At 49.4% G+C, this 24258-nt stretch carries 28 protein-coding genes; 10 read left to right on the forward strand and 18 right to left on the reverse strand.

Features of this window, described 5'->3' with window-relative positions; genetic code table 11:
- Positions 1–289 precede the first annotated feature (289 nt).
- The 12 genes from AC5JLP_RS20480 to purU all read right to left on the reverse strand — a co-directional run bounded on the left by AC5JLP_RS20480 (position 290) and on the right by purU (position 12897).
- Positions 290–1660, reverse strand: a complete 1371-nt coding sequence (locus tag AC5JLP_RS20480) for an FMN-binding glutamate synthase family protein (protein WP_496069797.1) — start codon at positions 1658–1660, stop codon at positions 290–292.
- 27 nt (positions 1661–1687) lie between these two features.
- Entirely contained in the window at positions 1688–2608 is a 921-nt protein-coding gene (locus tag AC5JLP_RS20485; protein WP_496069798.1) for a hypothetical protein, read from the reverse strand.
- 26 nt (positions 2609–2634) lie between these two features.
- Positions 2635–3315 (reverse strand): hypothetical protein, encoded by a 681-nt coding sequence (locus AC5JLP_RS20490; RefSeq protein ID WP_496069799.1) that lies wholly within the window; start codon positions 3313–3315, stop codon positions 2635–2637.
- Complete coding sequence (locus AC5JLP_RS20495) at positions 3303–4211, reverse strand: class II glutamine amidotransferase (RefSeq protein ID WP_496069800.1); 909 nt, start codon at positions 4209–4211, stop codon at positions 3303–3305. Before AC5JLP_RS20495 ends, AC5JLP_RS20490 begins: the two co-directional genes overlap by 13 nt.
- Before the next feature lie 169 nt (positions 4212–4380).
- Positions 4381–5709, reverse strand: coding sequence for a type III glutamate--ammonia ligase (gene glnT, locus AC5JLP_RS20500; RefSeq protein WP_496069801.1), 1329 nt, complete (start codon positions 5707–5709; stop codon positions 4381–4383).
- A gap of 181 nt (positions 5710–5890) precedes the next feature.
- Positions 5891–6595, reverse strand: a complete 705-nt coding sequence (locus tag AC5JLP_RS20505) for a hypothetical protein (protein WP_496069802.1) — start codon at positions 6593–6595, stop codon at positions 5891–5893.
- On the reverse strand, positions 6592–9696 hold the full coding sequence (locus tag AC5JLP_RS20510) for a 2Fe-2S iron-sulfur cluster-binding protein (protein ID WP_496069803.1): 3105 nt from the start codon (positions 9694–9696) through the stop codon (positions 6592–6594). Before AC5JLP_RS20510 ends, AC5JLP_RS20505 begins: the two co-directional genes overlap by 4 nt.
- Entirely contained in the window at positions 9693–9953 is a 261-nt protein-coding gene (locus AC5JLP_RS20515; RefSeq protein WP_496069804.1) for a sarcosine oxidase subunit delta, read from the reverse strand. The genes AC5JLP_RS20510 and AC5JLP_RS20515 overlap by 4 nt, the downstream gene beginning before the upstream one ends.
- Before the next feature lie 53 nt (positions 9954–10006).
- Complete coding sequence (locus tag AC5JLP_RS20520; protein WP_496069805.1) at positions 10007–10336, reverse strand: low molecular weight protein tyrosine phosphatase family protein; 330 nt, start codon at positions 10334–10336, stop codon at positions 10007–10009.
- Between the two features lie 25 nt (positions 10337–10361).
- Entirely contained in the window at positions 10362–10670 is a 309-nt protein-coding gene (locus AC5JLP_RS20525) for an antibiotic biosynthesis monooxygenase family protein (RefSeq protein ID WP_496069806.1), read from the reverse strand.
- A 115-nt stretch (positions 10671–10785) separates the two neighbouring features.
- Positions 10786–12027, reverse strand: a complete 1242-nt coding sequence (locus AC5JLP_RS20530) for an FAD-dependent oxidoreductase (protein WP_496069807.1) — start codon at positions 12025–12027, stop codon at positions 10786–10788.
- Between the two features lie 9 nt (positions 12028–12036).
- Positions 12037–12897 (reverse strand): formyltetrahydrofolate deformylase, encoded by an 861-nt coding sequence (gene purU / locus AC5JLP_RS20535; RefSeq protein ID WP_496069808.1) that lies wholly within the window; start codon positions 12895–12897, stop codon positions 12037–12039.
- 130 nt (positions 12898–13027) lie between these two features.
- Here purU and AC5JLP_RS20540 point away from each other — a divergent pair, with 130 nt between their 5' ends.
- A complete protein-coding gene (locus tag AC5JLP_RS20540; protein WP_496069809.1) occupies positions 13028–13654 on the forward strand; it encodes a helix-turn-helix domain-containing protein in 627 nt (208 codons plus the stop codon).
- A 5-nt stretch (positions 13655–13659) separates the two neighbouring features.
- Here AC5JLP_RS20540 and AC5JLP_RS20545 read toward each other — a convergent pair whose 3' ends face one another.
- The 4 genes from AC5JLP_RS20545 to AC5JLP_RS20560 form a co-directional block, all read right to left on the reverse strand.
- Positions 13660–14037, reverse strand: a complete 378-nt coding sequence (locus tag AC5JLP_RS20545; RefSeq protein ID WP_496069810.1) for a type II toxin-antitoxin system VapC family toxin — start codon at positions 14035–14037, stop codon at positions 13660–13662.
- Between the two features lie 6 nt (positions 14038–14043).
- Positions 14044–14262 (reverse strand): type II toxin-antitoxin system VapB family antitoxin, encoded by a 219-nt coding sequence (gene vapB / locus AC5JLP_RS20550; RefSeq protein ID WP_496069811.1) that lies wholly within the window; start codon positions 14260–14262, stop codon positions 14044–14046.
- A 125-nt stretch (positions 14263–14387) separates the two neighbouring features.
- The gene (locus AC5JLP_RS20555; RefSeq protein WP_496069812.1) at positions 14388–14582 is read right to left on the reverse strand and encodes a hypothetical protein; all 195 of its coding nucleotides are present in this window, start codon (positions 14580–14582) and stop codon (positions 14388–14390) included.
- Entirely contained in the window at positions 14561–14980 is a 420-nt protein-coding gene (locus AC5JLP_RS20560; protein WP_496069813.1) for an endonuclease domain-containing protein, read from the reverse strand. Before AC5JLP_RS20560 ends, AC5JLP_RS20555 begins: the two co-directional genes overlap by 22 nt.
- A 427-nt stretch (positions 14981–15407) precedes the next feature.
- Here AC5JLP_RS20560 and AC5JLP_RS20565 point away from each other — a divergent pair, with 427 nt between their 5' ends.
- From AC5JLP_RS20565 to AC5JLP_RS20575, 3 genes are all read left to right on the forward strand, one after another.
- Positions 15408–18230 (forward strand): COR domain-containing protein, encoded by a 2823-nt coding sequence (locus AC5JLP_RS20565; protein ID WP_496069814.1) that lies wholly within the window; start codon positions 15408–15410, stop codon positions 18228–18230.
- Positions 18231–18317: 87 nt separating this feature from the next.
- Positions 18318–18488 (forward strand): hypothetical protein, encoded by a 171-nt coding sequence (locus tag AC5JLP_RS20570; protein ID WP_496069815.1) that lies wholly within the window; start codon positions 18318–18320, stop codon positions 18486–18488.
- A gap of 323 nt (positions 18489–18811) precedes the next feature.
- A complete protein-coding gene (locus AC5JLP_RS20575) occupies positions 18812–19183 on the forward strand; it encodes a hypothetical protein (protein ID WP_496069816.1) in 372 nt (123 codons plus the stop codon).
- 183 nt (positions 19184–19366) lie between these two features.
- Here AC5JLP_RS20575 and AC5JLP_RS20580 read toward each other — a convergent pair whose 3' ends face one another.
- Positions 19367–20002: an HD domain-containing protein gene (locus AC5JLP_RS20580; protein WP_496069817.1), complete on the reverse strand. Its 636-nt coding sequence runs from the start codon at positions 20000–20002 to the stop codon at positions 19367–19369.
- A gap of 44 nt (positions 20003–20046) precedes the next feature.
- Positions 20047–20868 (reverse strand): endonuclease VIII, encoded by an 822-nt coding sequence (nei, locus tag AC5JLP_RS20585; protein WP_496069818.1) that lies wholly within the window; start codon positions 20866–20868, stop codon positions 20047–20049.
- A gap of 314 nt (positions 20869–21182) precedes the next feature.
- Here nei and AC5JLP_RS20590 point away from each other — a divergent pair, with 314 nt between their 5' ends.
- From AC5JLP_RS20590 to AC5JLP_RS20615, 6 genes are all read left to right on the forward strand, one after another.
- Complete coding sequence (locus tag AC5JLP_RS20590) at positions 21183–21917, forward strand: hypothetical protein (RefSeq protein WP_496069819.1); 735 nt, start codon at positions 21183–21185, stop codon at positions 21915–21917.
- Positions 21914–22297 carry a VOC family protein gene (locus tag AC5JLP_RS20595; protein ID WP_496069820.1) on the forward strand — a complete coding sequence of 128 codons (384 nt, stop codon included), beginning with the start codon at positions 21914–21916 and terminating at the stop codon, positions 22295–22297. Before AC5JLP_RS20590 ends, AC5JLP_RS20595 begins: the two co-directional genes overlap by 4 nt.
- A gap of 30 nt (positions 22298–22327) precedes the next feature.
- Positions 22328–22465 carry a hypothetical protein gene (locus tag AC5JLP_RS20600; protein ID WP_496069821.1) on the forward strand — a complete coding sequence of 46 codons (138 nt, stop codon included), beginning with the start codon at positions 22328–22330 and terminating at the stop codon, positions 22463–22465.
- A 20-nt stretch (positions 22466–22485) separates the two neighbouring features.
- Positions 22486–22902: a Uma2 family endonuclease gene (locus AC5JLP_RS20605; RefSeq protein WP_496069836.1), complete on the forward strand. Its 417-nt coding sequence runs from the start codon at positions 22486–22488 to the stop codon at positions 22900–22902.
- A 6-nt stretch (positions 22903–22908) separates the two neighbouring features.
- Complete coding sequence (gene purQ, locus AC5JLP_RS20610) at positions 22909–23616, forward strand: phosphoribosylformylglycinamidine synthase subunit PurQ (protein ID WP_496069822.1); 708 nt, start codon at positions 22909–22911, stop codon at positions 23614–23616.
- A gap of 110 nt (positions 23617–23726) precedes the next feature.
- Positions 23727–24215: a YfbM family protein gene (locus AC5JLP_RS20615; protein ID WP_496069823.1), complete on the forward strand. Its 489-nt coding sequence runs from the start codon at positions 23727–23729 to the stop codon at positions 24213–24215.
- Positions 24216–24258: the final 43 nt, after the last annotated feature.

A 24258-nucleotide genomic window follows, 5' to 3' on the forward strand; every position in this document is an offset into this window, starting at 1 on the left:
TTGCGCCAACAGCCGCCCAAAACCCTACCTTCTAACGCTAACCGCCTGGTTTGATCACTGTCTCACTAAAGCAGGGTCAAAAGACAGGCGGTTTTTGCATAAGAGGATGTCTTAAAAGGCATGAATTGTTGCCCGAACTGCCCCCCTGCCCCCCAAGTTTGAGAGGTTCTGAGATGGAAGTCCCCCAGAATTGGGGGATAGAGGGGGCGAAGGCAGCGTCTCAGACACTTCTCAGACATCCTCTAATGTTGAAAAAGTAACTTCTGCCTCCTGCCCTCTGCCTTGCCACTTATTGCCAACCTGGAATCCAGGGCGTACCAGCGAGGGGCAATCGTGCCATTGCAGCGGCTTCTACAGTGAGGGCCACCAGATCTTCGCGCTCCAGATGATGGATGTTTTGTTTCCCGCAGGCGCGAGCGATCGTGGTCAGTTCCATATTCAGCGTTTGCAGATAGTTCTTTACTCGTTGCGCACCCACCTCTGGTTCTAACCGCTTCTCCAAAAGGGGATCCTGGGTGGTGACACCAACAGGACATTTTCCAGTGTGGCAGTGATGGCAATAACCGGGAGCGGTGCCGATGGCCGCGTAATCTTCCACCGCCGAGTGGTGTTCGCCTTGCTGGATGTAGGTTTCGCTATTGCAGCCCAACGCAATGAGAATGCCTTGCCCGATCGAAACAGCATCAGCACCCATCGCGATCGCCTTCGCCACGTCGGCTCCTGTGCGAATGCCACCAGATACGATCAATTGAACTTTGCCTTTCATATCCAGATCTTCGAGGGCATCCACTGCCTGACGCACGGCTGCGAGTGTGGGAATGCCCACATGTTCAATAAAGACCGATTGGGTTGCTGCTGTCCCGCCCTGCATACCATCCACCACAATCACATCCGCACCGGAATGCACGGCAAGTTTCACATCGTTGAACGTGCGCGAGGCTCCCACTTTCACATAGATGGGTTTTTCCCAATCCGTGAGTTCTCGCAGTTCTTGAATTTTGATGGTGAGATCGTCGGGGCCTGTCCAGTCGGGGTGACGGCAGGCAGAGCGTTGATCTACGCCTTCGGGTAAAGTACGCATCTGTGCTACGCGAGGATTGATTTTTTGCCCCAGTAACATCCCACCACCGCCCGGTTTTGCGCCCTGACCAATGACGATTTCGATCGCGTCAGCCTTTCGCACATCATCAGGATTAAACCCATAACGAGACGGTAAACACTGATAGATTAAGGTCTTAGAGGAAAGCCGTTCTTCAAGAGTCATGCCACCGTCGCCTGTAGTCGTCGAGGTGCCGACAGCAGTTGCGGCAAGCCCCAGTGCTTCTTTGACATTGGCAGAGAGGGAGCCGAAACTCATGCCTGCGATCGTGATGGGAATCTCCAATTCAATAGGTTTTGTGGCATATCGCGTGCCCAAGATGGTTTTAGTGGTGCATTTTTCCCGATAGCCTTCCAGGGGATACCGCGAGAGAGATGACCCCAAAAACACCAGGTCATCAAAGTGAGGTAAGCGACGTTTGGCACCCAACCCACGAATTTCATACAGACCATGCGCTGCTGCATTTTGAATGTAGCTAATCATGCGGCTGTCGTAGCCCCAGGAAGCTTCGAGCGAAAGCGGTTGATGGGATTGAGCGTTGTTCATATTCACTAATAGCATAATAGGTTTTCCTGATGACCAAATGTCTTAATTTTGCTCTGCCGTAACTTCTCCAACCTTCGTTTTTATCCAACTGTCCCTATCAAAATCAGTTAGATTTTGTTCAGAAATAGTTGCCCTTATGCGAGAAATATTCTTTTGCATAAAAAAGATTGAACGTTCAGCTTTATATTCTTCTAGCTGACGATCATAAAAAGAGAACTTTTCTTGATTCCACTTAAGTTCATCATCCCAGAAAACTTTTGTGATTCTTTTAGGCTTTCTAGGGTGCTGTGAGATATACATATATTCAGGCGTAAAAACTAAAGAAACATTTTGAGTTCCTTCATTTCTAATTTTATAGTTGGCTGTAAACTTTATTAGATCCCAACCACCAGCGGAATTGCCATATGTTAATGGCTCCGCTGCCACAAGCTGGAACTGACGCTTATTAAAAACGATTATCACTACAATAGTCAGTTCAATTCCCGTACCCCCCGTTTTGAGAGGAGCCAAAATAGATTTCTTACCATCTCCTAACAGATCTTTGTACTGAATTTCCCCTCCAATATAATGTGAACGTAGTATAAGACTATCAGTCCTAATAAATTCACCTCGATTACTCCTATCGTAAATATCAAGAATGAAGTCATGCGAGATAGTATATGTCTGAATAACACAGCTTTCCTGAATTTTACCCTTAAGATGTTGAAGTTTACAGCCATGTTTTAAGGCTTTCTGTTGATTCTCAAATTTTGCAGGTTTTTCACTTTTCGGACGTGTGTATATTGCCTCTTCTTCAACAGAGGTGGCAGACGTATTCAAATCAGTTGTTTTTAATTGCGTAGAACTTTGACTGACTACTTGCTGAACTTGTAACAGTTCTGGACAATACGCTGAACCGTATGATGACAAAACTAAAGCGAAGCCAGTAAATGCCAACACGGAGAAACTGTTGTAATAGCCCATAAGTTTTTTAACAACTGCGAATCTTTTTAATACTCCTGATTAGCATCTGCATTCCAGTGATAAAGCTGCTTGGCTGAGGCGAGGCGTTTGAATTCCTTCGGATCGTGAGAAAAACCTGCTTTGGTAAGTAGCTCACCCACCACTTCGTAATCGGCATCGGTCATGGGTTCCATCTGAGCATCGGCACCGAGCGATTTGATGGCACCACGCACGTAGATGACGGCTTCATAGAGAGAATCGCCGAGGGCATCGCCTGCATTGCCGCAAATCACGATGCGTCCTGCCTGTGCCATGAAGGCGGAGAAACTGCCGACACTGCCGCCTACCACAATATCTGCCCCTTTAAGCGAAATGCCACAACGCAGGCTGGCATCACCATCGATAACGAGTAATCCACCCTGAGCCGACGCTCCGGCGGAAACGGAGGCAAAGCCTTTGACGTGGATTCGTCCTGACATCATATTTTCGGCAACACCGGGACCGACGTTACCCAGAATGGTGACGTTTGCGAGCTTGTTCATACCAGCGGCGTAATAGCCTGCATGACCCACAATTTCGACTTCCATCGGCGCATCTAAACCTACTGCAATGTTGTGAGCACCGTTGGGATTTAGAATACGGATGGATTGGTTGCTGGATGGTTGATGGAGAAAGCGATTGACTTCACGCAGGGGTGTTTGAGCGAGGTCGAAGGTTACACCGTCCATACGTACATTTCCTCTGGTGCGGGTTCGTAGATGTGGGCGTGGTTAATGTGGGGAAGATGGGCGAGCGATCGAAATTCGGACGCGATCGCCACATAATCATCGGTTTCGGCGACTACAGCAGGCTTACAGGCAAAAGCATCACGTACCAACGCCAACTGATCAACAGTGCCCATGAGAAAAGTATAGAAACCATCCAGTGCTTCAAAGCCTTTTTGAATGGCTGCTTTCAAATCATCACCTTCCTGCATTCGCCATTCGAGAAAGCGACAGGCGGCTTCGGTGTCATTGTCGGTTTCAAAGTGGATGCCGTGATGTTCAAGCTTGCGACGAATTTCATAGGGATTGGAAAGGGAACCGTTATGGACAAGGCAGAAGTCTTCGCCTGCGGTAAAAGGGTGAGCGTGGGCAGGCGTAACCGCCGATTCCGTTGCCATGCGGGTATGCCCGACGAGATGAGAGCCTTGTAGATCTTGGAAGTGGTAGCGATCGGCAATGCTAGTCGGACTTCCCGCATCTTTGTACAAATCTATCGCTCGCCCAGTTGAAAGAAGATGGATGTATGGATAGTGCTTTTGTAGCCATTGCTTAACAGTGTTGGGAGTAAGCTCAGCCGTAAGCACGGCTTGATTTCCGTGAATTTGAAGTTCGGGCGTCGCGTTGAAATGGGTTTGAAATGCCTGTGCCAGTTCTGACCAGTTGAAGTTACCATTTGTATGGATACTACCAGAGTAGAGGCTATATTTGCGCTGGTTGTCTGGTAGAGCGTCAGTAAAAACGGCGAGTCCAGCAGAATCGGGGCCGCGTTGACTCATACCGATGAGCATGGGTACCATGAGTTCACCGAGAGACGATCGTAGTGATGGATTTTTGACCAGTAAGCCGACGATGCCGCACATAGAGGGAATAGGTTTGAGTTAAGAGTTCTGAGTTGGAAGAAAGGCTAAAGGCTAAAGGCTAAAAGTTTTGAGTTGCAGGAGAAGACAAAGATGAAGGATAAAGGGCAAAAAATCTGAGCTTTAAATTTAGCTTTGACCACTTCCCACCCACAATCTTCTGCCTCCTCCCTTAGAAAAATTCTAAATACCGCTGCACTTCCCATGCGGAAACGTGGCGCATGTATTCGACCCATTCCATACGCTTAAGGCTGATAAATTCGGCAGCAAGTGGGCCAAGGGCATCGGTAATAACGGTATCTGCTTCGAGGGCGTCAACGGCTTCCTTTAAGCTCTGCGGTAGGGTCTTGATGCCTTTGTCCTTAAGGTCGGCTTCGGAAAGATCATAGAGATTGATGTTGTACGGATCGCCTGGATCGAGTTCTTTTTCGATACCATCAAGCCCAGCGGCGATCGCGGCAGCCGCTGCCAAATAAGGATTACAGGAACCATCAGCTAGACGAAATTCGAGCCGTCCCCCTGGAATGCGAACCATGCTGGAGCGGTTGTTGTCGCCGTAGGTAATGTAAGCAGGTGCCCAAGTTGCACCACTGAGTGCACGTCCTACCACCAATCGCTTATAAGAGTTGATGGAAGGCGCACAGATGGCAGTGAGCGCTGGTGCATGAGCCAGTAAACCACCAAGGAAGTGATAACCCAATTTGGACAGTCCTAACTGGCGAGGATCGCTGTCATCCGCAAAGAGATTGGCATTGCCGTCAGACATGGACATGTGCATGTGCATTCCCGTGCCCGTCCGATTAGAAAAGGGCTTGGGCATGAAGGTCGCAATCAATCCCATTTCTTTGGCGATCTCAGACGCAGCCATTTTGAAAAAGATATAGCGATCGGCGGACGTGAGGCAATCCGTATACGTATAATTGATTTCAAATTGACCATTGGCATCTTCGTGATCAATTTGATACACGTCAAAACCCGCGATTTGTAAACTTTCCACCAGTTTTTCAATGAAGGCACGACTGCGAGAAAGTCCTTTGTAGTCATAACAGGGTTTTTCTAGCGTATCGGTGGTATCAGCCGGAAAAATGTGTCCCTGAGCATCTTTTTGCAGAAGGGCAAATTCAGGTTCCAATCCGGTGTAAAACGTCCAACCCTTTTGCTTCAGCCGTTCTAGCTGCTGCATCAGCACAAATCGTGCATCATAAGGATAAGGCTGTCCATCTACATGACCGACGCAAACCATCCGCGCAAATCCTGGCATCCAGGGGACAAGCGTTAAGGTTGATGGATCGCCGATCGCCATGAAATCGTGGCTATTCGGTTGCTGCGCCAAGCCCCAAACCGCAAACCCTGCAAACCCTGCACCTGGGTCGAGAATGTCATCAAAATGGGATGCAGGCACGGCCTTTGTTTTGGCGGTACCGTGCATATCCACAAACTGCGCTAGGACGAACTTAACGTGGTTATCTGCTAGGAATTTTTTTGCCGTTTCTGGAGACATGAATAGGTTCCTTGAAGTTAGTAGTCAGTGGGCAGGAAGCAGAGGGGAGGGGAGGGGAAGCAAGGAGAGCAGGGGAAGCAAGAGATTCGAGGGCACTTGAATTAACTCAGAACTTTTAGCCTTTATCCTTCATCCTTTATCGTTTAGTTTTTCCCAATTCCAAGCTCAAAATTCAAAACTTTTAGCCTACCCTATGCCTTCGGCAGGCTTCGCCAACGGGAAGCAAGCTACATCCCTCATCCCTCATCCGTTTTGCTAAACCAATCACGCCGCCGCCCAACTCTTGGACGATCGCTTCTAAGGTTTGCCATACATATGTTCCAAACGTACCATCACACCAGATACGGTAGAACGGGTTGCCATTGCGATCGCCAGGAATGATGGTAACAGCGACTCCTACCATTGATGTGAGCATGACGGGATGTTCCAGCAATGATAGAACGCGAAAGTTAACGCTACAGGTTTGCAGTAGGAGTTCGTTGACTGCTGAACCACAAAGGACGATCGCAGCATCCTGACGTAAGACGGGATAAACTTTGGCGGGTGGCTGCTGGCAGAGTTTGGCTAGATTAACTGCAAAATGGCTTTGCAAATCGTCTTCAATCAAAAATTCTGTTAAGCCGAGACGGGCAATGATGCCACCATCAGGAAGGGGATTCCAGGTATTTGGGCGATCAGGCGTTGTGATGCCTTGACTCGATAGCCAAGCGGCTGCATCCGCTCCTTTAACACCAAAACGAGTCAGGCAAGAAACATCAGCGATACCTAAATGAGTGGCTATCCTAACCTCATCAGGAACGGACAGAAGAGTTGGCATTCCATTCAAATCTTGCAACGTTCCATTGATGCATTGGAGTCGGTCATGCATTGGACTCAGGCGAATCATACCGTGACTTCCTCCTGTTTTTGGATAGCTTCTTTCTGGCGGAGGTTTTCGGGATCGTAGAAGGGAGTGGGATGAATGGTTGCGGTGACGAAGGAACCATCGGCGCGGCGAATGGAAAGGCGATCGCCCACTGTCGCCAACTCTGGTTTCACAAATGCTAATCCAATAAATTGTTTTAAGAAAGGACTGAAGGCAATGCTGGTAATGCGACCCGCTATTTCATTGCGATCGATAATGAGATGGCATTCCTGCGGTGGCAATCCTTGAAATGGCTCTAGCACAAAGCCCACCAACGTATGTTTGATCGGATTTGTCATACTTTGTAGACTGCGTTGACCAATGAAAAACGGCTTGTCTAGCTTGACAGCCCATCCCAGACCAGCTTCTCGCGGAGTGGTCAAACCGTCGGTATCCTGCCCGACAATTAGGTGTCCTTTCTCCAGTCGCAGTAGCCGTTGCGCTTCGACACCAAAGGGCTTAATGCCGTATGCTGCACCTGCTTTTAGTAAAGCATCCCAAAGTGCGATCGCCGAGTCTGCGGCGACATGAATTTCGTACCCCCACTCACCGACAAACCCAACGCGCATCAATAAAGCAGGAATGCCAGCAACAGTTGCCTGACGTACGCCAAGGTAGGGGAAAGCGTTATGGGACAAATCCAGATTGGTGAGTTTGGCAAGCACTTCACGAGCATGGGGGCCAGCCAGATTGATGGCCGATCGTGCACCTGTTGTATTCACAATGCCACAGTCCAAGTGCCACATGGTGTTGAGGCGCGACAGCTCACGGTAGATGTTTGTTGCACCAGAGGTCGTGGTAGTGAAGTAGAAATGCTCGGTTCCAAAACGTGCGATTACACCATCATCAATGATGACTCCTGTTTCATCGAGCATCAGGGCATAGCGCGACATTCCCACTTTCAGGCTGTCGTAGCGTCCGGTGTAGACTCGCTCTAGAAACTCTGCCGCATCAGGGCCGCGTATTTCCAATTTGCCTAATGTGCCGACATCAATAATACCGATGCGGGTACGAACGGCGATCGCTTCCTCAGAAATACACTTGTCACGGCTCTTTCCCTCCTGAGTGTAATACTCGGGTCGTCGCCAGTTGCCTGTGAGCATGAATTTGGCGTTTAATGCAGCATGGCGACTGTGTAACGGCGTTTGGCGCTCTGGTGTAAACCCACGTCCTGCCAGATGGGAGAGAAGCACGGGATGGAAAAACGGTCGTGCGGTAGTGGTACCGACTTCACCAGGAGTTTTGCCTGTAATCTGTGCCAAAATTCGCAAAGCGTTCATGTTGGAATGTTTTCCCTGGCTGGGTCCCATCCCAAAGGTGGTGTAGCGTTTGAGGAGTTCTATATTATCAAAGCCTTCCTGGGCAGCGTTGTAGAAGTCTTTAAGTTGCAGGTCTTCATCGAAATCTACGAAGTTTTTATGATGGGGATGAGGGACGATCGGCCAGGGATGAGAAACACTCTCACTTTCACACGAATTGTCGTGTATGGAGATTTGGGCTTCGTTTCTAATCTTGTCCGGGGGACTTCCCCCCGCCCCCCCGCTTTGTGGGGTCCTAACTCCCCCACGCCCCCCGAAAGGTGCTAATTGTTCCAGTTCCAGTCCCTCGTAAATCGGCTCGATTTGGGTAAGCTGAAGGTTGTTACACCTCGAAAGAGAAGAAGAGTCAGGAGCGGTATTGGGAAAGCCTAGAAACGCTGCTGCTAGATTACCAGCCCTATCGCTATCTAATATTTTCTGCTCAAACTCGAAGATACCATTCACTTGACCACAGGCAAAAACACCTGCGGGCAAAACGTCTGGGACAAACTGCTGTAAGTGTTTATTAAAGCGCATCTTGGCACCGACTTGATACAGCAAATTGGCAGCAGGTGCCCAACCTACACTCATGACAATGCCATCACAGGCGATCGACCGTTTTTGTCCTACTTGTGGTTCGTTACCATCAAACGGACAAACTACAGCGCTGGCAATGCCATCACCTGCTGGATTTTGCTTTGCTTCGTAAATGCAATGATTTGTATAGATGGGAATGTTTTGCGATCGCGCCGCCTGCATGAGATCCGTTAATGTGGGAGTAGGACGTAGATCGACGATCGCCATCACGACAATTCCATGTGCTGCCAAATCTAATGCTGCACGGTATCCATCGCTGTTTGCAGCCAAGACAACTGCCCGCTGCATGGGCTTGACCGCATAGCGATAGATGAGCCGTTGAGCAGCAGATGCCAACATCACGCCTGGGAGATCGTTGTTGTGGAAAACGGCAGGTTGATCGTAGGCACCGCTGGCAACAATGACCGACTTGGCACGCATCTTGGAAAGTCGATCGCGATCGACTAAGGGAATCCAGTGATCGGCGTAATAGCCTGCTGCTTGAGTGCCTATATACAACCGAATGTTAGGATGGGAGGCGATCGCATCCAGCAATGCAGCCGTTTTCTCAGCGTGAGATGAATTGCCACCCAGTTGATAGCCGCCGGAACCACCTGCCTTCGCGTTCTCATCGATAATGACTACATCTGCGCCTGCGTTTGCCGCTGACAGTGCGGCTGACAAACCAGAGACCCCAGCACCAATCACCAACACGTCACAAAAGTCGTAGCGCTTGGGCGTGCGGATGTGGGGAGTGGCTGGATTACCTTCACCCAAGCCCGTCATGCGGCGAATCAGGCGTTCCCATATGGGAAAGAGTTTTTTATCTAGAAAGGCTTTGTAGTAAAAACCAACGGGCAGGAAGGGTGAAAAGAAATTGAGAACGCTGGCACGATCGCCCATTACGCCGCCCACCGTATTAATGGCTGTGAGCGTCATCCCTGCTTCTAACGGTGTGACATCTGCCCGAACATTCAGCACCTGACCAGATTGCATCAGCGTGTTGACGTCGTGATTCGCAAAGCTCAGTAGCCCACGTGGACGATGGTATTTGAAGCTGCGTCCCAACACTCGTTGTCCTGATGCCCATAACGCACTGCTGATGGTATCGCCTGCATACCCCCGAAAATGCATTCCTTCAAAGGTGAAGTCGATCGGTCGGGTGCGATCGATCCACTCCCCTGGTACAGGCGGTAGACGTTGGCTCATGCGGCCTCCTCACCATACAAATAGGTACGAAGAATTTCATCGGTTGCGGTATTGCGATCGACCAGAAACCAGGTATTACTCGGCGTATGGCACCACCATTCCTGCTTCACGCCTGCGGCACCGTTGCGGTTAAACACATAATCTGCCCACGCTACATCATCTACGGTCTGTGGATCGGGCATAGGACGCACTTCGCCACCATACACAAATTCCGAAATCGGTCGAGCACCATTCATTGGACACACCATTAATTTCATCGTTTCTTCCCATCCATCAGAGTCCCACCCATCGCAGTCCATCTATTTCAGTGCTAAAAGGTGCCTAACAGCGGCAATACTTTTCTCTCAAGGAGTTCTACCAGAGCCGATTCCATATACTCATACTCGTCATGAATATCCAAACAAACAATCCGTTTACCATTAAGATAAGGCTGAAACTTTTTTGAGAGCTTACTCCGGTGTACATTTTCCATCACAAAGATGACATCTGCCCATTGAATTGTCTCGCTAGATAGCGGCGTATCTGCGTCCCGGTCGATCCCCGCCGATTCGACTTCCAATCCCTCATAGCGCGAGAAGATCGTTTCAGCAGTCGGGCTACGTAAACGATTTTTACCGCACACAAAGAGTAATTTCTTCATAAGCGTCGAACGTTCATTAGAAGATTCACTCTTGCCGCTTGCAGCTAACGACTTCTATAAAATGTTCAACCACTGGGAACGGATCATAGAAATGGTGCAAAAGCTGTTTCCATGTTTGATAGATAGATGATTGGCGAAAGCCGATCGTATGGTCTTCTAGCGTATTCCATTTCACCAACAGCAAATACTTTCTGGGCACTTCCAGGCATTGATGGAGTTCATGGGATTCATACCCAGGCATAGAGGCAATTAAGAGCGAAGCCTGCCTGAACGAGGTTTCAAATGCTTGCTCTAATTCATTTTTGACCATTAACATCGCCACCTCAAGCACCATAAACTCTCCTCAATTTCGATTCCCTGCTCCCCACTTTTCAACTTAAAACTCTCTAGCTTGTCGGCGCAGAGCACTACTCAAAATTCCCCCCTCCCCATTCCCCACTCCCCACTCCCTAATGTCCCACCGAAGCCGCACCCTTTTCACCCACCAAAGCATAGTTGGCAAAACGATCGAGAGAAAAGTCTTGAATCAGCTCATGGGTGCGATCGTTCGCCACTGTATATGCCATCGTTTTACCTGCTACAGGCGTTGCTTTAAAGCCCCAGGTGCCCCAACCGGAATCCAAATAAAAACCCTCGATCGCGGTTTTTCCCATAATGGGTGCGAAATCTGGAGTCATGTCTGCCATGCCTGCCCATTGCCTCACCACTTTGACATGCGACAGGAAGGGAAAAAGTTCCAGCATATTTGCTGCCAAGCCTTCTACAAAATCGAGGGTCGATCGGGTGGAATGTAGCTCGTAGGGGTCAAGCGACGCACCCATCACCAGTTCTCCCCGTGCCGTTTGGCTGACATACACATGCAAACTACCCGAAACAATGATGGGATCAAGCCATGCTTTCATGGGTTCGCTCACCATTGCTTGTAAAGGATGGATGTGGAGGGGTGATCGCAATCCCACCATAGCCAGCAATCGTGGCGTTGATCCAGCGACCGCACAGAGAACTCGTGATGTGGAAATCTTTCCCCGTGACGTTTCTACACCTGTCACTCGACCTGCTTTAGTCGTAATGCCCAACACTTCCGTTTGTTGATGGATTTCTACGCCGCGCTGATCGGCTCCACGACCGTAACCCCACGCCACGGCATCATGGCGGGCAATGCTTCCCGGTGCATGGTAGAGAGCACCAAGAATAGGAGCGTGTCCACCACAGGTTATATCCACATGTGGGCAGGCATCTTGCACCGCATCAGCATCCACCAGTTCACTAGCAATGCCGAAATGCTTGTTGACCTCCGATCGCCAGCGCATGGTTCGCACCGACGCATCCGTGTGTGCTAGCGTAAAATGCCCGCGTGTGGAATAGAACACATTCAGGTCAAACTCTTGTGACAAGTCCTGCCATAGCCGCACCGATTCATCGTAGAACTTCACGCCTTCAGGCGTAAGGTAGTTAGAACGAATGATTGTGGTGTTGCGTCCCGTATTGCCGCCGCCGAGGTAGCCTTTCTCCAGCACCGCGACATTGTGTATACCGTGATCGCGTGCCAGGTAGTAGGCAGCAGCCAGCCCATGACCACCCCCACCAATAATTACCGCGTCGTAACTCGACTTGAGGCGATCGGGCTGCCGAAACATCCGGGGTTCGGGATGCTTTTGGGAGAAACCAAATTTCAGTAAGCGCAATGGCATGGCAATCTCCTACCGAAACACGACGGTTTTGTTACCATGCACCAGCACCCGGTCTTCCACGTGATAGCGCAAGCCCCTTGCCAGCACCGCTTTCTCAATATCTTTGCCATAACGCACCAGATCTTCTACCGAATCAGAATGGTCAATGCGAATCACATCCTGCTCAATGATGGGGCCTGCATCCAGGTCTGCTGTGACATAGTGACAGGTTGCACCCGTCAATTTCACGCCGCGTTCATACGCCTGATGGTAGGGTTTAGCACCTACAAACGACGGCAGAAACGAATGATGGATGTTAATAATGCGGCCCGTGTAGCGATCGCACATCTTCGGTGAGAGCACCTGCATGTAGCGTGCCAACACCATCACATCTCCCTGTACGCGGTCAAACAAATGCATCACTTTATCAAAGGCATCGGCTTTTGTATCGGGCGTAACAGGCACATGATAGAAGGGAATCTCGTGCCACTCTACGAACTTGCGAAACCCATCATGATTGGAAATCACGCAGGGAATTTCCACATCCAGTTCGCCACTTTGCCACCGTGCCAGCAGGTCATACAGGCAATGCTCTAGCTTAGAGACTAAAATCACCACCCGCTTCTTTTGTGCGGAGTCGGTGACATTCCATTCCATTTGAAAGGACTCGGCGATCGGCGCAAACTGTGCTCGAAACGCTTCAATGCCAAAGGGAAGTGACTCAGCGAGAATTTCTTGCCGCATGAAGAACCGCTCTGCCACGCGATCAGCGTGATGCTGCGCTTCCACAATCCACCCCTGATGACTGGCAACAAACGTGCTTACGGCTGCTACAATGCCCACGCGATCAGGGCACGAGAGGGTTAAGGTGTAGCGTCGTACAGAGGGCATCGAAAAATTCCCGTTCCGTTAAGGAAACTTCAGTGACTATCATGCAGTCTTTGATTCATATATGTCAACTAAATTTCCTGCTATGATGCGATCTAGTCTGGAGTGACGCGATCGCACGTGAGGTGTAACGATGGTAGAGGCTACAACCAGCAATCTAGAACGAAACGTCGCTGAACATGCTCTAGAGCGCTATCTTGGCAATACCATTCGTGAACTGCGGCAAAAGCATGGGTTGACGATCGCCGAGGTTGCCGAACAAATCGGCATTTCGCGCGGGATGTTATCCAAAATTGAGAACGCACAAACGGCTACGAGTCTGGAAACATTGGCAAAACTTGCCAGTGCTCTCGGTGTGTCTTTGGCAACGCTGTTTCGCAACTACAACATCCCTGCGGGAAGTGCTCAACTGGTCAAACAGGGCGAAGGGATGGAAGTGGTGCGCCGAGGCACCAAACGCGGTCATACTTATCACCTATTAGCCTATGACCAGGGACCCACAAAACTCTTTGAGCCGTTCTTGATCACAATGGATGATGCCTCCGAGGTGTTTCCCACGTTTGAACATCCCGGTACAGAGTTTATTTATATGCTGGAAGGCGCGATCGAGTACCGTCACGGGCAATCCACCTATCTGCTAGAACCTGGCGATTCCCTCACCTTTCGCGGCGACATTCCTCACGGTCCCGAAAAGCTGATTACCTTACCCATTCGCTTTCTCGCCATCATTTACTATTCGTTGCTGCCTGTGGATGTGTAGTGATGCTACTCCCGCGATCGCTGAATTGAATACGCATCGAATTGTTCATCGCGGCTAATCAGCGTCAGATCGTGACTCATTGCTTGGGCGATGAGCATGCGATCGAACGGGTCACGGTGATGCAACGGCAGATTGAGATACTGCTCTATATCAGTAAAGGCGAGCGGCAAAACTTCAATCTCAAAGCGATCGAGCAAATCTTGCAAGTCGTGAAATGAGTAGTTAAGCCGCAGCTTGCCGATGCTAATTTTGATTGCAATCTCCCAAAGACTCACAATACTGACAAAGCTAGTATCAGCATTCTCGATTCGTTCTCTCACGACTGATGGCAGTTGCGGGTCGTCGTCAAGGAACCACAACAAGGTATGAGTATCGAGTAACATCTAGCTTCACATATATTCTTTGAAGTCTTCTAGCGGTTCATCAAAATCGTCTGACATCCAGATTCTTCCCTTAAGCGCACCCGCTTCGCGCTTCTTCTGAAGTGGTTCTACCGCGATCGCATCTTGAGGATACTTCTGCACCAGAAATTCGGCGTAATGCAGCACTTCTAGCTGTAGCGACTCAGGTAGTTTCTGTAACGTCTCCAACAAGGCTGCTTGAATCATGACTCCTCCAACGTAGCGTTAGACCGCAAAAGCATCGATCGCGCAATGCCTATACTCATTCTTCCAGAGTAAGCCAGCGTAACGCGATCGCCCACTTTACGATCGCACCCTCATTCCTCATCCCGTTAAACTGTTGATGATCGCCCCTCACACAAGTGCGCGATCGCTAACATTGCCAATGTGATCGTATCGATCACAAATGTATAGCCATCGATCACCAATCGATCGCGATCGAACTCAAATGTATGGCGATCGATGCCAAATGTATGCCCATCGATCTCGAATGTGACTGCATCGATCACGATTTGATCGCGCTGCATTGGCAATGTGGGCTATGTTCTGGGGGAAAACAGGCTTCTGCTACTTGTACAATGCGGGCTAGAACAGCTTGTAGATCGCTCAAAACTTCTTCATTGGTAAACCGCAACACTTGATAACCAAACGATTGGAGCCGTTCTGTTCGAGCATTATCATAGGCTTCTTGCTGGATATGAACCTCCCCATCGACCTCAATGACTAATTTGCAGGATGGGCAGTAGAAGTCAACAATGAACTGCCCGACGGGATGCTGACGGCGAAACCTAAGTCCTGCCAGTTGACGACAACTCAAAGCGTTCCATAATCGGGTTTCGGCAGGAGTTTGATGCTTCCGTAGCTGACGAGCAGCTTGCTCCGTTTGCAGGTTCGTGCCACGAATTCTAGGAGAGTCTTTCGGCATCAGTCTATCGAATCGACAGTTTTTCTTTTCTAGAGTGCCCTGATCAGCCCCCTAATCCCCCAATTCTGGGGGATTAGGGGGCTGAGTAACTTCGGACGTTATCAGTCGAGTCAGGGCGATCGTGTCTCTAGAGTACTCTGATCAGTTCAAAGTCCCCCAAAGTTAGGGGATTAGGAGGCTGAATCGCTTCGGACATTGGCATATAAGTGATGGACAGGACTTACGCCTTTGCCCCCAACCCCCAATTCTGGGGGCTTTAAAGCCCTGATGTCAGACGATCGCTTGAAGGAGAACGATCAAATTTCAGGGTGCTTCCTATTCCCGATCGCCCCTCATCCCCCATCCCTCATCCCACACCTCACACCGACAGCAGGTAAAGTATTGATCAACGTCGATCGCCAAATCGCTCAACCCGTGAGGTTTGCCCATGACAGACGAAGAACTGCTGCAAATCATCAAACAAGCGGCTAGAGAAGGAGCAACCGAACTTGATCTTTCTGGAAAAAGTTTGACAACACTGCCGCCAGAGATCGGTGAACTTACCAATCTGGGCACACTTTTTCTCCGCTTCAATCACCTGACAACAGTACCATCTGAGATCTTTCAACTTACGAATCTTAATACGCTTCAGTTCAGCTTCAATCAGTTGATAGTATTACCTCCTGAGATCGGTCAACTCACCAGTCTCAGTAGGCTTGATCTCAACGGTAATCAATTGACAACATTACCTCCTGAGATCGGTCAACTCACCAGCCTCAATAGGCTTGATCTTTACAGCAATCAATTAACGGCGTTGCCAAGCGAGATTGGGCGGCTTATCAATCTCATTACGCTTATCCTTAGTGATAACCAATTAACGGCAATACCACATGAGATCGGTAAACTTACTAAACTCCACACGCTTCATCTCAATAGCAATCAATTAACGACACTGCCAAGCGAGATTGGGCAACTTACCAGCCTCCTTACACTTGAACTCGACAGCAATCAATTGATAGCGCTACCAAGCGAGATTGGGCAACTTACCAGCCTCACAAAGCTTATTCTTAGTCGTAACCGCTTGACAGCGCTATCGCCAGAACTTATACAGCTCAAGAAGCTTCTACAGTTAGATTTACGAGACAATGCATTGCCGATTCCGCCAGAAATTTTAGGTGATGATTGGTATCCTGCCAGTATTTTCAGCTATTATTTTCAACTTCAGAAGGAACAGAAGAAGCCGCTCAACGAAGCCAAACTATTGGTGGTTGGGCAGAGCAATGTTGGTAAAACGTCTTTGGTAAAGCGTTTGATCGAGGGAGTCTTCAACCAACACGAGCGTAAAACGGAGGGCATTCAGATTCAGCCCTGGCAGATTCCAGTCAAAGAGCAGACCATTCGCCTCAACGTGTGGGATTTTGGTGGGCAGGAGATCATGCACGCGACCCATCAGTTCTTTCTCACCAAGCGCAGTCTCTACCTGCTGGTACTCAACGCCCGTCAGGATGAAGACGAGAACCGACTGGAATACTGGCTCAAGATCATCCAAAGCTTTGGCGGCGATTCGCCCATCATTATTGTGGGCAATCAGGTCGATCAACAGCCGCTGGATATTGATAGACGTGGCTTGCAAACCAAGTATCCGCAGATCAAAGCGATTGTGGAAACCTCTTGCGAAACGGATCAGGGTATTGATGACCTGCGATCGCTCATTACGCAAGAAGTGGACAAGCTCGAACACATCTACGACCCGCTGCCCCTCTCCTGGTTTACGCTCAAGCAACAGCTCGAAGCGATCGAGCACGATTACATTCCCTACACCGAGTATCAGCAGCTCTGCAACGCACAAGGCATCACCGACGACTTGAGCCAAACTACGCTCGTTAGCTTCCTACACGACCTCGGCATTGTGCTCAACTTTTATGGCGACGATCGGTTAGAAGATACCAACGTTCTTAATCCGCAGTGGGTAACAAACGGCGTGTATCGCATCCTCAACGACAACCCACTCATCACCGAGCATCGGGGCATTCTAGAACGCAATCACCTCACCCGCATCCTCGATCAAAGTCGCTATCCCCGCAGCAAGCATCTGTTCATCATCGACATGATGCGAAAGTTTGAACTCTGCTTTGACCTCGAAGGCTTTCACGACCAGAAGTTTTTGCTGCCCGATCTGTTGACGAAGGAAGAACCCTACACAGGCGACTGGCGAGACGCATTGCCATTTGAATATCACTACAAGGTGTTGCCCACCAGCATCATCTCGCGCTTCATCGTCCGCATGAACGACAAGATTCACCAGCATACCTACTGGCGCAACGGAGTCGTGCTGGCCTACGAAGGAAACGTTGCGTTGATTAAAGCCGACCGCGAAGACAAGAAAATCTTTATCCGCATCATAGGTACTAACCACGGTCATCGCCGCTTTCTCACCGTTATTCGCGCCCAGTTCGCCGCCATCCATCAAACTATTCCTGGTTTGGACGTTGACGAGAAAATTCCCTTACCCACTCATCCAGGCATTGAACCGATCGACTATCAGCACTTGCTCACCCTGGAGGAATTGGGCGAAACCAGCTTCATTCCCACCGGACTCAAGGAACGTATCAGCGTCCAATCCTTGCTAGATGGCATCGAATCGGTACAGGAACGGCAGCAAAGACGACGTGATCCAGGAGCAACAAGGATTAACCTGCGATCGCAACCAGAGCCAGAAAAAGAAGTCTTTATCTCCTACGCCTGGGGTGATGAACGCGAGGCATTTGTCAACCGACTGGATGAAGCGTTTCAGGCAAAAGGTATCACCATCATTCGTGACAAGCGAGACTTGGAGTACAAAGGGCTAATTCAAGCATTTATGGAGCGCATCGGTCGCGGTAAATGTGTGATTGCAGTCGTCAGCGATAAATATTTGAAATCTCCCAACTGCATGTTTGAGCTGGTGCAGGTGGCAAAAAATCATCAGTTTTACGATCGCATTTTTCCCATCGTCCTCTCCGATGCAGACATCTACAAACCAACCCAGCGCATCAAATACATCAAGCATTGGGAAGACGAAATCAACGCACTCGATGAAGCAATGAAAGGCGTTGGATCTGCAAACCTACAAGGCTTTCGTGACGAAATCGATCAATATACAGACATCCGCAACACCATTGCCGAACTGACGGGCATCTTCAAAAACATGAATACGCTCATGCCTGATCTTCATAGTCAGGATGAGTTCGAGGCATTGTTTGCCGCGATCGAACGTCGGCTAAATGCATAGCTAGGATCGCTCTTTACAACGCTGTTGTCTAATGATTCATTACTTCAACATGCACTCACATAGCAATGGTTGCTACCCACAATCTCAATGCAGTCCATCAAAGGTGTATTTGCACTGCGGGCATTACTGAATGCAAACGACCACATTAGTATTGCATTCAGCGCACATCTTTATGCGGTTGACAACCGTCGTATAGTGACTGCGGATATTACTGACTGTGGCTTGCAACGATGGTGCTGTCGCGCGATCGCACGCTAACGTCAGTGACAGCATTGGTATTGCATGACCAGACAACACTATAGTTGCTTTTACTTAAAACGTATTCGACATTTAACCATCAGCATTGTCCACTAGACGTTGAACCTTGTGCAGGGCGACTTCATTTTGTTTGGCAGCAGATAACAACGGATGAAACAGATGCGTTTTCTACTGCTAGCAGACCATTTATCCGCTTCATCTGTTGTTCAATCCGTTGCCAAATGGACTCTACTCCTGGAATGAATAGCCCTTGAACTTGTGACGTGTGATTTTTTCTTTGAGTGGGCACATTAAAGGTGTCATCCTCTACCCTCTGGTTCACCATGCCTATTCAAATTCCCAATCGTCGTTTATCGCCTCAACTCATCAATCAAGACGTTGATGCCTTCAACGGTATTGGCACAATTCCCGCTTACAAAACCACTCGCCCTGAAGCCACTACCGAAGCGCTACAATCCGCCTTTCAAAACATGATTGCTCAACAGCAGCTTGAAACCGAAAAGCAAGCGCTCTATAAAGCTGCCGCTGATGCGGCTCGTCAGGCAGAATGGGAATTCCACAACGCTGTTATTGCCATGAAAGAAGTGGTACGTGGACAGTTTGGTTCCGATAGTAACGAAGCCCGCTCGGTTGGTTTGAAGAAAAAGTCCGATCGCAAGCGCCCTACCCGCACCAAAACTGCTGTTGCTAGTTAAAGCTCTCACGCTGCACTTGTCTGTATCGGGTTGATAGAGCTTGCGATCGAGCTTCGCTAGAGGCAATGCCTTATGCCATCCTCGATCGATTCGATCAATAGTATCTACGCAACAACGACGTAAGGGCACGGCAATGCTATGTCCTTACAAAACCTGAATCAACAGGTTATCTCATGCACGAGCCTAAGACTGCTGCCCATGCAGGGCTGCGATCGACTGTTCCAGGTTCCACCGTGCCTGTGCTTCTAACCGCTCTCGAAAAAACGGCGTGTAGTAGATGGTCGATCGTGCCAAAAATCGTTCCAGCACTGCTGATCGTCCAGCACGATAGCCCTCTTCTGTCACCCAATGATATTCAGTACGAATGTGTTGTTCATACACGGCAAACGCTTTCGGTGCTTGTCCCAGAATCGATAGATCAATATCGAGCAACAACGCGCCGTCATGGGTCGCTGGTGAGCGATCGTGCGTTGTCGCCAGAATCATTGCGGTGATTCGATCGCAAACCACAGCACTCACTCCACTTTGCTGTAATGCTTGGCTGGCCCACAGCGCACTTTGGGCTTCGTTATCGGTTGCCTGGAGATCATAAACCGCATCATGGAACCATAGTGCTACTTCCACCTCGGTAAATCGCTCTGCCTCCGTTGCCGCAACATTTAACTGGTGCAGGCAGGCTTCAATATGAGCCACCGTATGATAAGCGCGATGGGGTTGCCGATACGCCTCCAACAGTTGGGCGAAAAGCTCTGCGCTATCATCTTCACAACCAAGACGCTGCCATACCGTCTGAAAGCGAGTTGCATTAAACAGAGTCATGAACGGTTAAAGCAATGAAAGTGTTGAACGGGCATTCATTCCATTTAACTCTGTTGGCAATGGGGACAGTAATAGAGACGACGACCACCTGCAATCTCTTTCAAAATAGTAGTGCCGCAGATGTAGCAAGGTCTGCCATCGCGGTTGAAGACGTAGAAGCGGTATTGTTGGCGTGTCTGTCCCTGTTGTTTGAGTTGAGCGACAATCTCCAGGTCATTGGTGATGCCTTTGGTGCGGTAGGATTGGCGGCTCACCGCGATCGCGCCTTCTGCCAGTCTGAGAATCTGATCAGCGGTGCAATCGATCGGGCGCAATGCCGGGTTCACTTTGGCAACAAACAACACCTCGCTACGCAGATAGTTGCCCAAACCGCACAAAAACCCTTGATCCAGCAGCAGACTAATTAACCCACGACGATAAAAACGTTTGTCTACAAAGCGAGTTTGCACCTGCTCTACGCTCGTTGCGTCATCCAGCACATCTGGCCCCAAACGACTAAGGAACGGATGGGTCAAAATTTGCTCATCCGTGATGACATCAATGTCTGACGCGCTGTACAGCAGAGCTGCTTGCGTTTGCGTGTGGATTGCCAGCCGCAGTTGGCGGTTTGTCGCTGGATAGACATTGGCCTTTTGGATATACCACTTTCCGTAAAGCTGATTGTGACTGTAGATATTGAGCTGATTGTGAAAGCGAATCAAGAGCGCTTTGCCTTTTGCTTGCACTGCCCAGATCTGCTCCTTCACCAAAATCTCTTCATAAGGCTGCAAACGCTCGAATGCAAACGCAATGTGGAGCAGTGGCTTTTGAACGATCGCCCGCGCAATGGTATCGGCGGCTTGTTTAATTTCGGGGCCTTCAGGCATAAAATACGTTCGCTATAGTTGGGTGGCTAATACCCATTTGATTTGTGAATGCGACACATGAGATCCCCCTGCCTTCGGCCTCTCCCTTGATAAGGGGGACTGAGGGGGATCGGTTCGGAGCCAAGATCTGCCACCGTGACTGTTTGAATTGGCATAAGATTGCAACTCCAGGCAACCATCGGACAAGTGCACGTTAATTTTTCTGTAAGGTTATTTATGTGCCTTGAGTGATGGCGTTATGGTCATAGAGCACTCAGCACTGAACGAATGCTTTAGTGCATGTGCCGTCTCAGTTACAGCTTACAGGTGAAGGTATGGTTACAGCTCTTGCGATCGAAAACATTGATCCGACTCAGCTTTCGATCGAGGAAAGCTATGCATTTGCCATTCTGAAAAACTTGCCCGTTGAGCAGGTGAATCAACTCAAGCAATTGATGAAGTTGGGCAAACCGGGTGCTATTGGGCCAGCAACCTTGACTGCTTTCATCCAACTATGTCATCAGCAAGGCTTCGATCTGTCGATCGCGGGCGTGAGTGCGTTCAAAGACAAACATCGCTTGAACAATACAGGTGCGTATCAAGGGGTGATTGGGCCTCAAACAGCAGGCGTTTACTTTCAGGAAGTGATTGCCAACAGCCATACCACAACAACAGCCGATTTGAATGCTGCGATTCTGACCGCTGCCCAAAGCTTGCGAGACATGTGTACCACCGATGGCCCCGATGGTGGCAACAATGCCTGCGCCTGGTCATTGAACCGCGTTCTCAGCAAAGCGGGTATCGCACCTTTGGGAGACAACCCCAACTATGTGCCGTCGTTGTTTGAAGCATTGCAAAACGGACGCGGCAAAGAAATTTCACCCGCAGACGCAAAAGCAGGGGATCTCGTCGTTGCCTTTGGCGAAGCACACATTGGCGTGGGGCTGGATAACGGTTGCCACCGTGTATTGTCTAACTCTTCATCCAGAGCACTCTTTGCTTGGGAATCTGATACGGATTTCGATGATTCGTATGGTGGCCCAAGCACTATCTTTCGCCTGGTGCGATGATGCCACTACACTGCACTACCGCTCTGCTGACACTAGCAACGCCTCACTTTGCATCCCTCACTCAGTTCTACAGTCAGCTTTTGAATCTGCAACCCGCTGTGCTACGCCCAAATATTTATGCTGAATTCCATCTCTCTGGATTAAAACTCGGCATCTTTCACCCCAAAGCCACTCCCCACTCCCCACTCCCCACTCCCCACTCTCTCACTGGCCTGAGTTTGTGTTTAGAAGTGGAGAATCTAGAGGCGGCGATCGCCCACCTTGCTCAACTCGGCTACCCGCCCTCTGGCGACATCATCACTGCCTCTCATGGTAGAGAAATTTATGCTTACGACCCCGATGGCAACTGGCTGATCTTGCATCAAGCAGAATCCCTCTAAAATGAGAACTAACGTAACGGTTCACGCACTATGGTTGTTCACGCAAAAGGGTTACTGTCGCTTGAGGAATTTTTAGCTCTCTCGCCAGATGAAAATGATCTGACTTATGAGTTAGTGGATGGTCAGGCAGTTCCTAAGATGTCTCCAAAAAAAAACACTCCAAGTTAACCCGTATCTTTATCTATCTGATCGACGGATGGAGCAATGGACGCGGCGAAGTGTGCCCAGAACTGGCAATTACGTTAACTCGTAACGGGCAAAGCTGGGTGCCTACACCTGATCTTCTATACATTTCTAATGAACGACTGCTTGCGGATTGGGCTGAAGATGGGGCGTGTTCCGTACCTCCTGACCTCGCGATCGAAATCATTTCGCCCGGTCAAACCTTTGGTCAATTAGCCGCAAAAGCGAGAGCGTACCTGGATGCTAACGTGCTGCGAGTGTGGGTGGTTGATAGCACCAGAAGCGTTACTGTTTTCTACCCCGATGCGCCACCTCAAACCTACATCGGCGATACACTACTCACAGATCCGCTTTTTGAGGGGTTAGCATTCACCGCAGAGCAAGTGTTTCAGCAAGCAGGCATTCCGTTAGATTCGCAGTAGAACGTCATGGTTAAATTTGGTGTCATTGTCTTCCCTGGTTCCAATTGCGATCTCGACGTGGCATATGTCACGCAATCGCTGTTGCAGCAGCCCACACGCATGGTCTGGCATGAGGAAAGCGATCTGGCTGATCTGGATGTGATTGTCGTACCAGGTGGTTTTAGCTACGGAGATTACCTTCGCTGTGGCGCGATCGCCCGCTTCTCACCCGCCATGCAAGCAACCATCAAACATGCCGAACAGGGAAAGCTCGTTCTGGGCATTTGCAACGGCTTCCAGGTGTTAACGGAAGCAGGCTTACTACCAGGTGCGCTGGTGCGAAACCGAGATCTACACTTCATCTGCGATCGCGTGCCCCTCCGCGTCGAACGCACCGATCTACCCTGGACGCAACACTATCAAAAGGAAACTGTCATTACCTTGCCGATCGCGCATGGTGAAGGCAATTACTATGCCGATGCCGACACACTGGCAGATCTGGAAGCAAACGGTCAAATTGTGTTCCGCTACGCCACCCATGCAGGAGATGTAGATGATGCCAGCAATCCCAATGGTTCACTCAACAACATCGCAGGCATTTGCAACCGCGAAGGCAATGTCTTAGGCATGATGCCACACCCCGAACGCGCTGCTGATTCAATGTTAGGTGGAACAGATGGCATACGATTGTTTGAAGGGATTTTAGCGGCGATGGGCGATCGGGCGATCGCTTAGGTATTTTTGAGAAATAATTTAGTATGTAGTTCAGGTTGTTGTTTGTAACAGTACTTTAGGGGTGAGCGTTGGGCATTATAGGCATGTTGTTGTCAAGTCCATGAGTTTACATGACAGGTCGAGGAATCCATTTTGCACTGTCAAATGCTCAGGTTCAGGCTGTACTTGAAGCTGCAAACGACGATGGACTGATGTTAGTCATTGAATCAATTGAAGGAGAATGGGACGAAAAATACCTTGCTGAATCTGATAAAGCTTGGAATGCAATTCATCGTTGTCTAACAGACGGGAGTTTGCTCTACGAAAGTGGTCAATATCCACTCAATCACTGCATCTGTGGTGGCGAACAACTTTATGACGGAGAGGATTACACTGTTTCCTTTACTTCTGCGGTGCAGGTAAAAGATGTTGCATTTGCGCTTAGTCAGATTACTGAACTTTGGCTTCGAGAACAGTATCTTGCTATTCCACAAGACGATTACGGGACATTAAGCAACCGTGATTTTGAATATACGTGGGAGTGGTTTCAAGCGGTAAGACAACTGTACGAAAAGGCATCAGCAGAGGATCGAGCCGTAATTTTCACGGTTGACTGTTGAAGCCACCTCTCTTCTAGTGATATGCGTTAAGTAGTTGATCATG

Source organism: Stenomitos rutilans (assembly GCF_059505485.1).

What these genes read in the sequence shown, in the direction of transcription:
- AC5JLP_RS20600 (WP_496069821.1), top strand. Translation starts at nt 22,328, where the DNA reads ATGGTTGTTCACGCAAAAGGGTTACTGTCGCTTGAGGAATTTTTAGCT.
- AC5JLP_RS20590 (WP_496069819.1), top strand. Translation starts at nt 21,183, where the DNA reads ATGGTTACAGCTCTTGCGATCGAAAACATTGATCCGACTCAGCTTTCG.
- AC5JLP_RS20555 (WP_496069812.1), bottom strand. Translation starts at nt 14,582, where the DNA reads ATGCAGCGCGATCAAATCGTGATCGATGCAGTCACATTCGAGATCGAT.
- purQ (WP_496069822.1), top strand. Translation starts at nt 22,909, where the DNA reads ATGGTTAAATTTGGTGTCATTGTCTTCCCTGGTTCCAATTGCGATCTC.
- vapB (WP_496069811.1), bottom strand. Translation starts at nt 14,262, where the DNA reads ATGATTCAAGCAGCCTTGTTGGAGACGTTACAGAAACTACCTGAGTCG.
- nei (WP_496069818.1), bottom strand. Translation starts at nt 20,868, where the DNA reads ATGCCTGAAGGCCCCGAAATTAAACAAGCCGCCGATACCATTGCGCGG.
- AC5JLP_RS20515 (WP_496069804.1), bottom strand. Translation starts at nt 9,953, where the DNA reads ATGAAATTAATGGTGTGTCCAATGAATGGTGCTCGACCGATTTCGGAA.
- AC5JLP_RS20540 (WP_496069809.1), top strand. Translation starts at nt 13,028, where the DNA reads ATGGTAGAGGCTACAACCAGCAATCTAGAACGAAACGTCGCTGAACAT.
- AC5JLP_RS20560 (WP_496069813.1), bottom strand. Translation starts at nt 14,980, where the DNA reads ATGCCGAAAGACTCTCCTAGAATTCGTGGCACGAACCTGCAAACGGAG.
- purU (WP_496069808.1), bottom strand. Translation starts at nt 12,897, where the DNA reads ATGCCCTCTGTACGACGCTACACCTTAACCCTCTCGTGCCCTGATCGC.
- AC5JLP_RS20485 (WP_496069798.1), bottom strand. Translation starts at nt 2,608, where the DNA reads ATGGGCTATTACAACAGTTTCTCCGTGTTGGCATTTACTGGCTTCGCT.
- AC5JLP_RS20525 (WP_496069806.1), bottom strand. Translation starts at nt 10,670, where the DNA reads ATGGTGCTTGAGGTGGCGATGTTAATGGTCAAAAATGAATTAGAGCAA.
- AC5JLP_RS20530 (WP_496069807.1), bottom strand. Translation starts at nt 12,027, where the DNA reads ATGCCATTGCGCTTACTGAAATTTGGTTTCTCCCAAAAGCATCCCGAA.
- AC5JLP_RS20570 (WP_496069815.1), top strand. Translation starts at nt 18,318, where the DNA reads ATGCAGTCCATCAAAGGTGTATTTGCACTGCGGGCATTACTGAATGCA.
- glnT (WP_496069801.1), bottom strand. Translation starts at nt 5,709, where the DNA reads ATGTCTCCAGAAACGGCAAAAAAATTCCTAGCAGATAACCACGTTAAG.
- AC5JLP_RS20615 (WP_496069823.1), top strand. Translation starts at nt 23,727, where the DNA reads ATGACAGGTCGAGGAATCCATTTTGCACTGTCAAATGCTCAGGTTCAG.
- AC5JLP_RS20495 (WP_496069800.1), bottom strand. Translation starts at nt 4,211, where the DNA reads ATGTGCGGCATCGTCGGCTTACTGGTCAAAAATCCATCACTACGATCG.
- AC5JLP_RS20510 (WP_496069803.1), bottom strand. Translation starts at nt 9,696, where the DNA reads ATGAGCCAACGTCTACCGCCTGTACCAGGGGAGTGGATCGATCGCACC.
- AC5JLP_RS20545 (WP_496069810.1), bottom strand. Translation starts at nt 14,037, where the DNA reads ATGTTACTCGATACTCATACCTTGTTGTGGTTCCTTGACGACGACCCG.
- AC5JLP_RS20565 (WP_496069814.1), top strand. Translation starts at nt 15,408, where the DNA reads ATGACAGACGAAGAACTGCTGCAAATCATCAAACAAGCGGCTAGAGAA.
- AC5JLP_RS20520 (WP_496069805.1), bottom strand. Translation starts at nt 10,336, where the DNA reads ATGAAGAAATTACTCTTTGTGTGCGGTAAAAATCGTTTACGTAGCCCG.
- AC5JLP_RS20490 (WP_496069799.1), bottom strand. Translation starts at nt 3,315, where the DNA reads ATGGACGGTGTAACCTTCGACCTCGCTCAAACACCCCTGCGTGAAGTC.
- AC5JLP_RS20580 (WP_496069817.1), bottom strand. Translation starts at nt 20,002, where the DNA reads ATGACTCTGTTTAATGCAACTCGCTTTCAGACGGTATGGCAGCGTCTT.
- AC5JLP_RS20595 (WP_496069820.1), top strand. Translation starts at nt 21,914, where the DNA reads ATGATGCCACTACACTGCACTACCGCTCTGCTGACACTAGCAACGCCT.
- AC5JLP_RS20480 (WP_496069797.1), bottom strand. Translation starts at nt 1,660, where the DNA reads ATGCTATTAGTGAATATGAACAACGCTCAATCCCATCAACCGCTTTCG.
- AC5JLP_RS20575 (WP_496069816.1), top strand. Translation starts at nt 18,812, where the DNA reads ATGCCTATTCAAATTCCCAATCGTCGTTTATCGCCTCAACTCATCAAT.
- AC5JLP_RS20505 (WP_496069802.1), bottom strand. Translation starts at nt 6,595, where the DNA reads ATGATTCGCCTGAGTCCAATGCATGACCGACTCCAATGCATCAATGGA.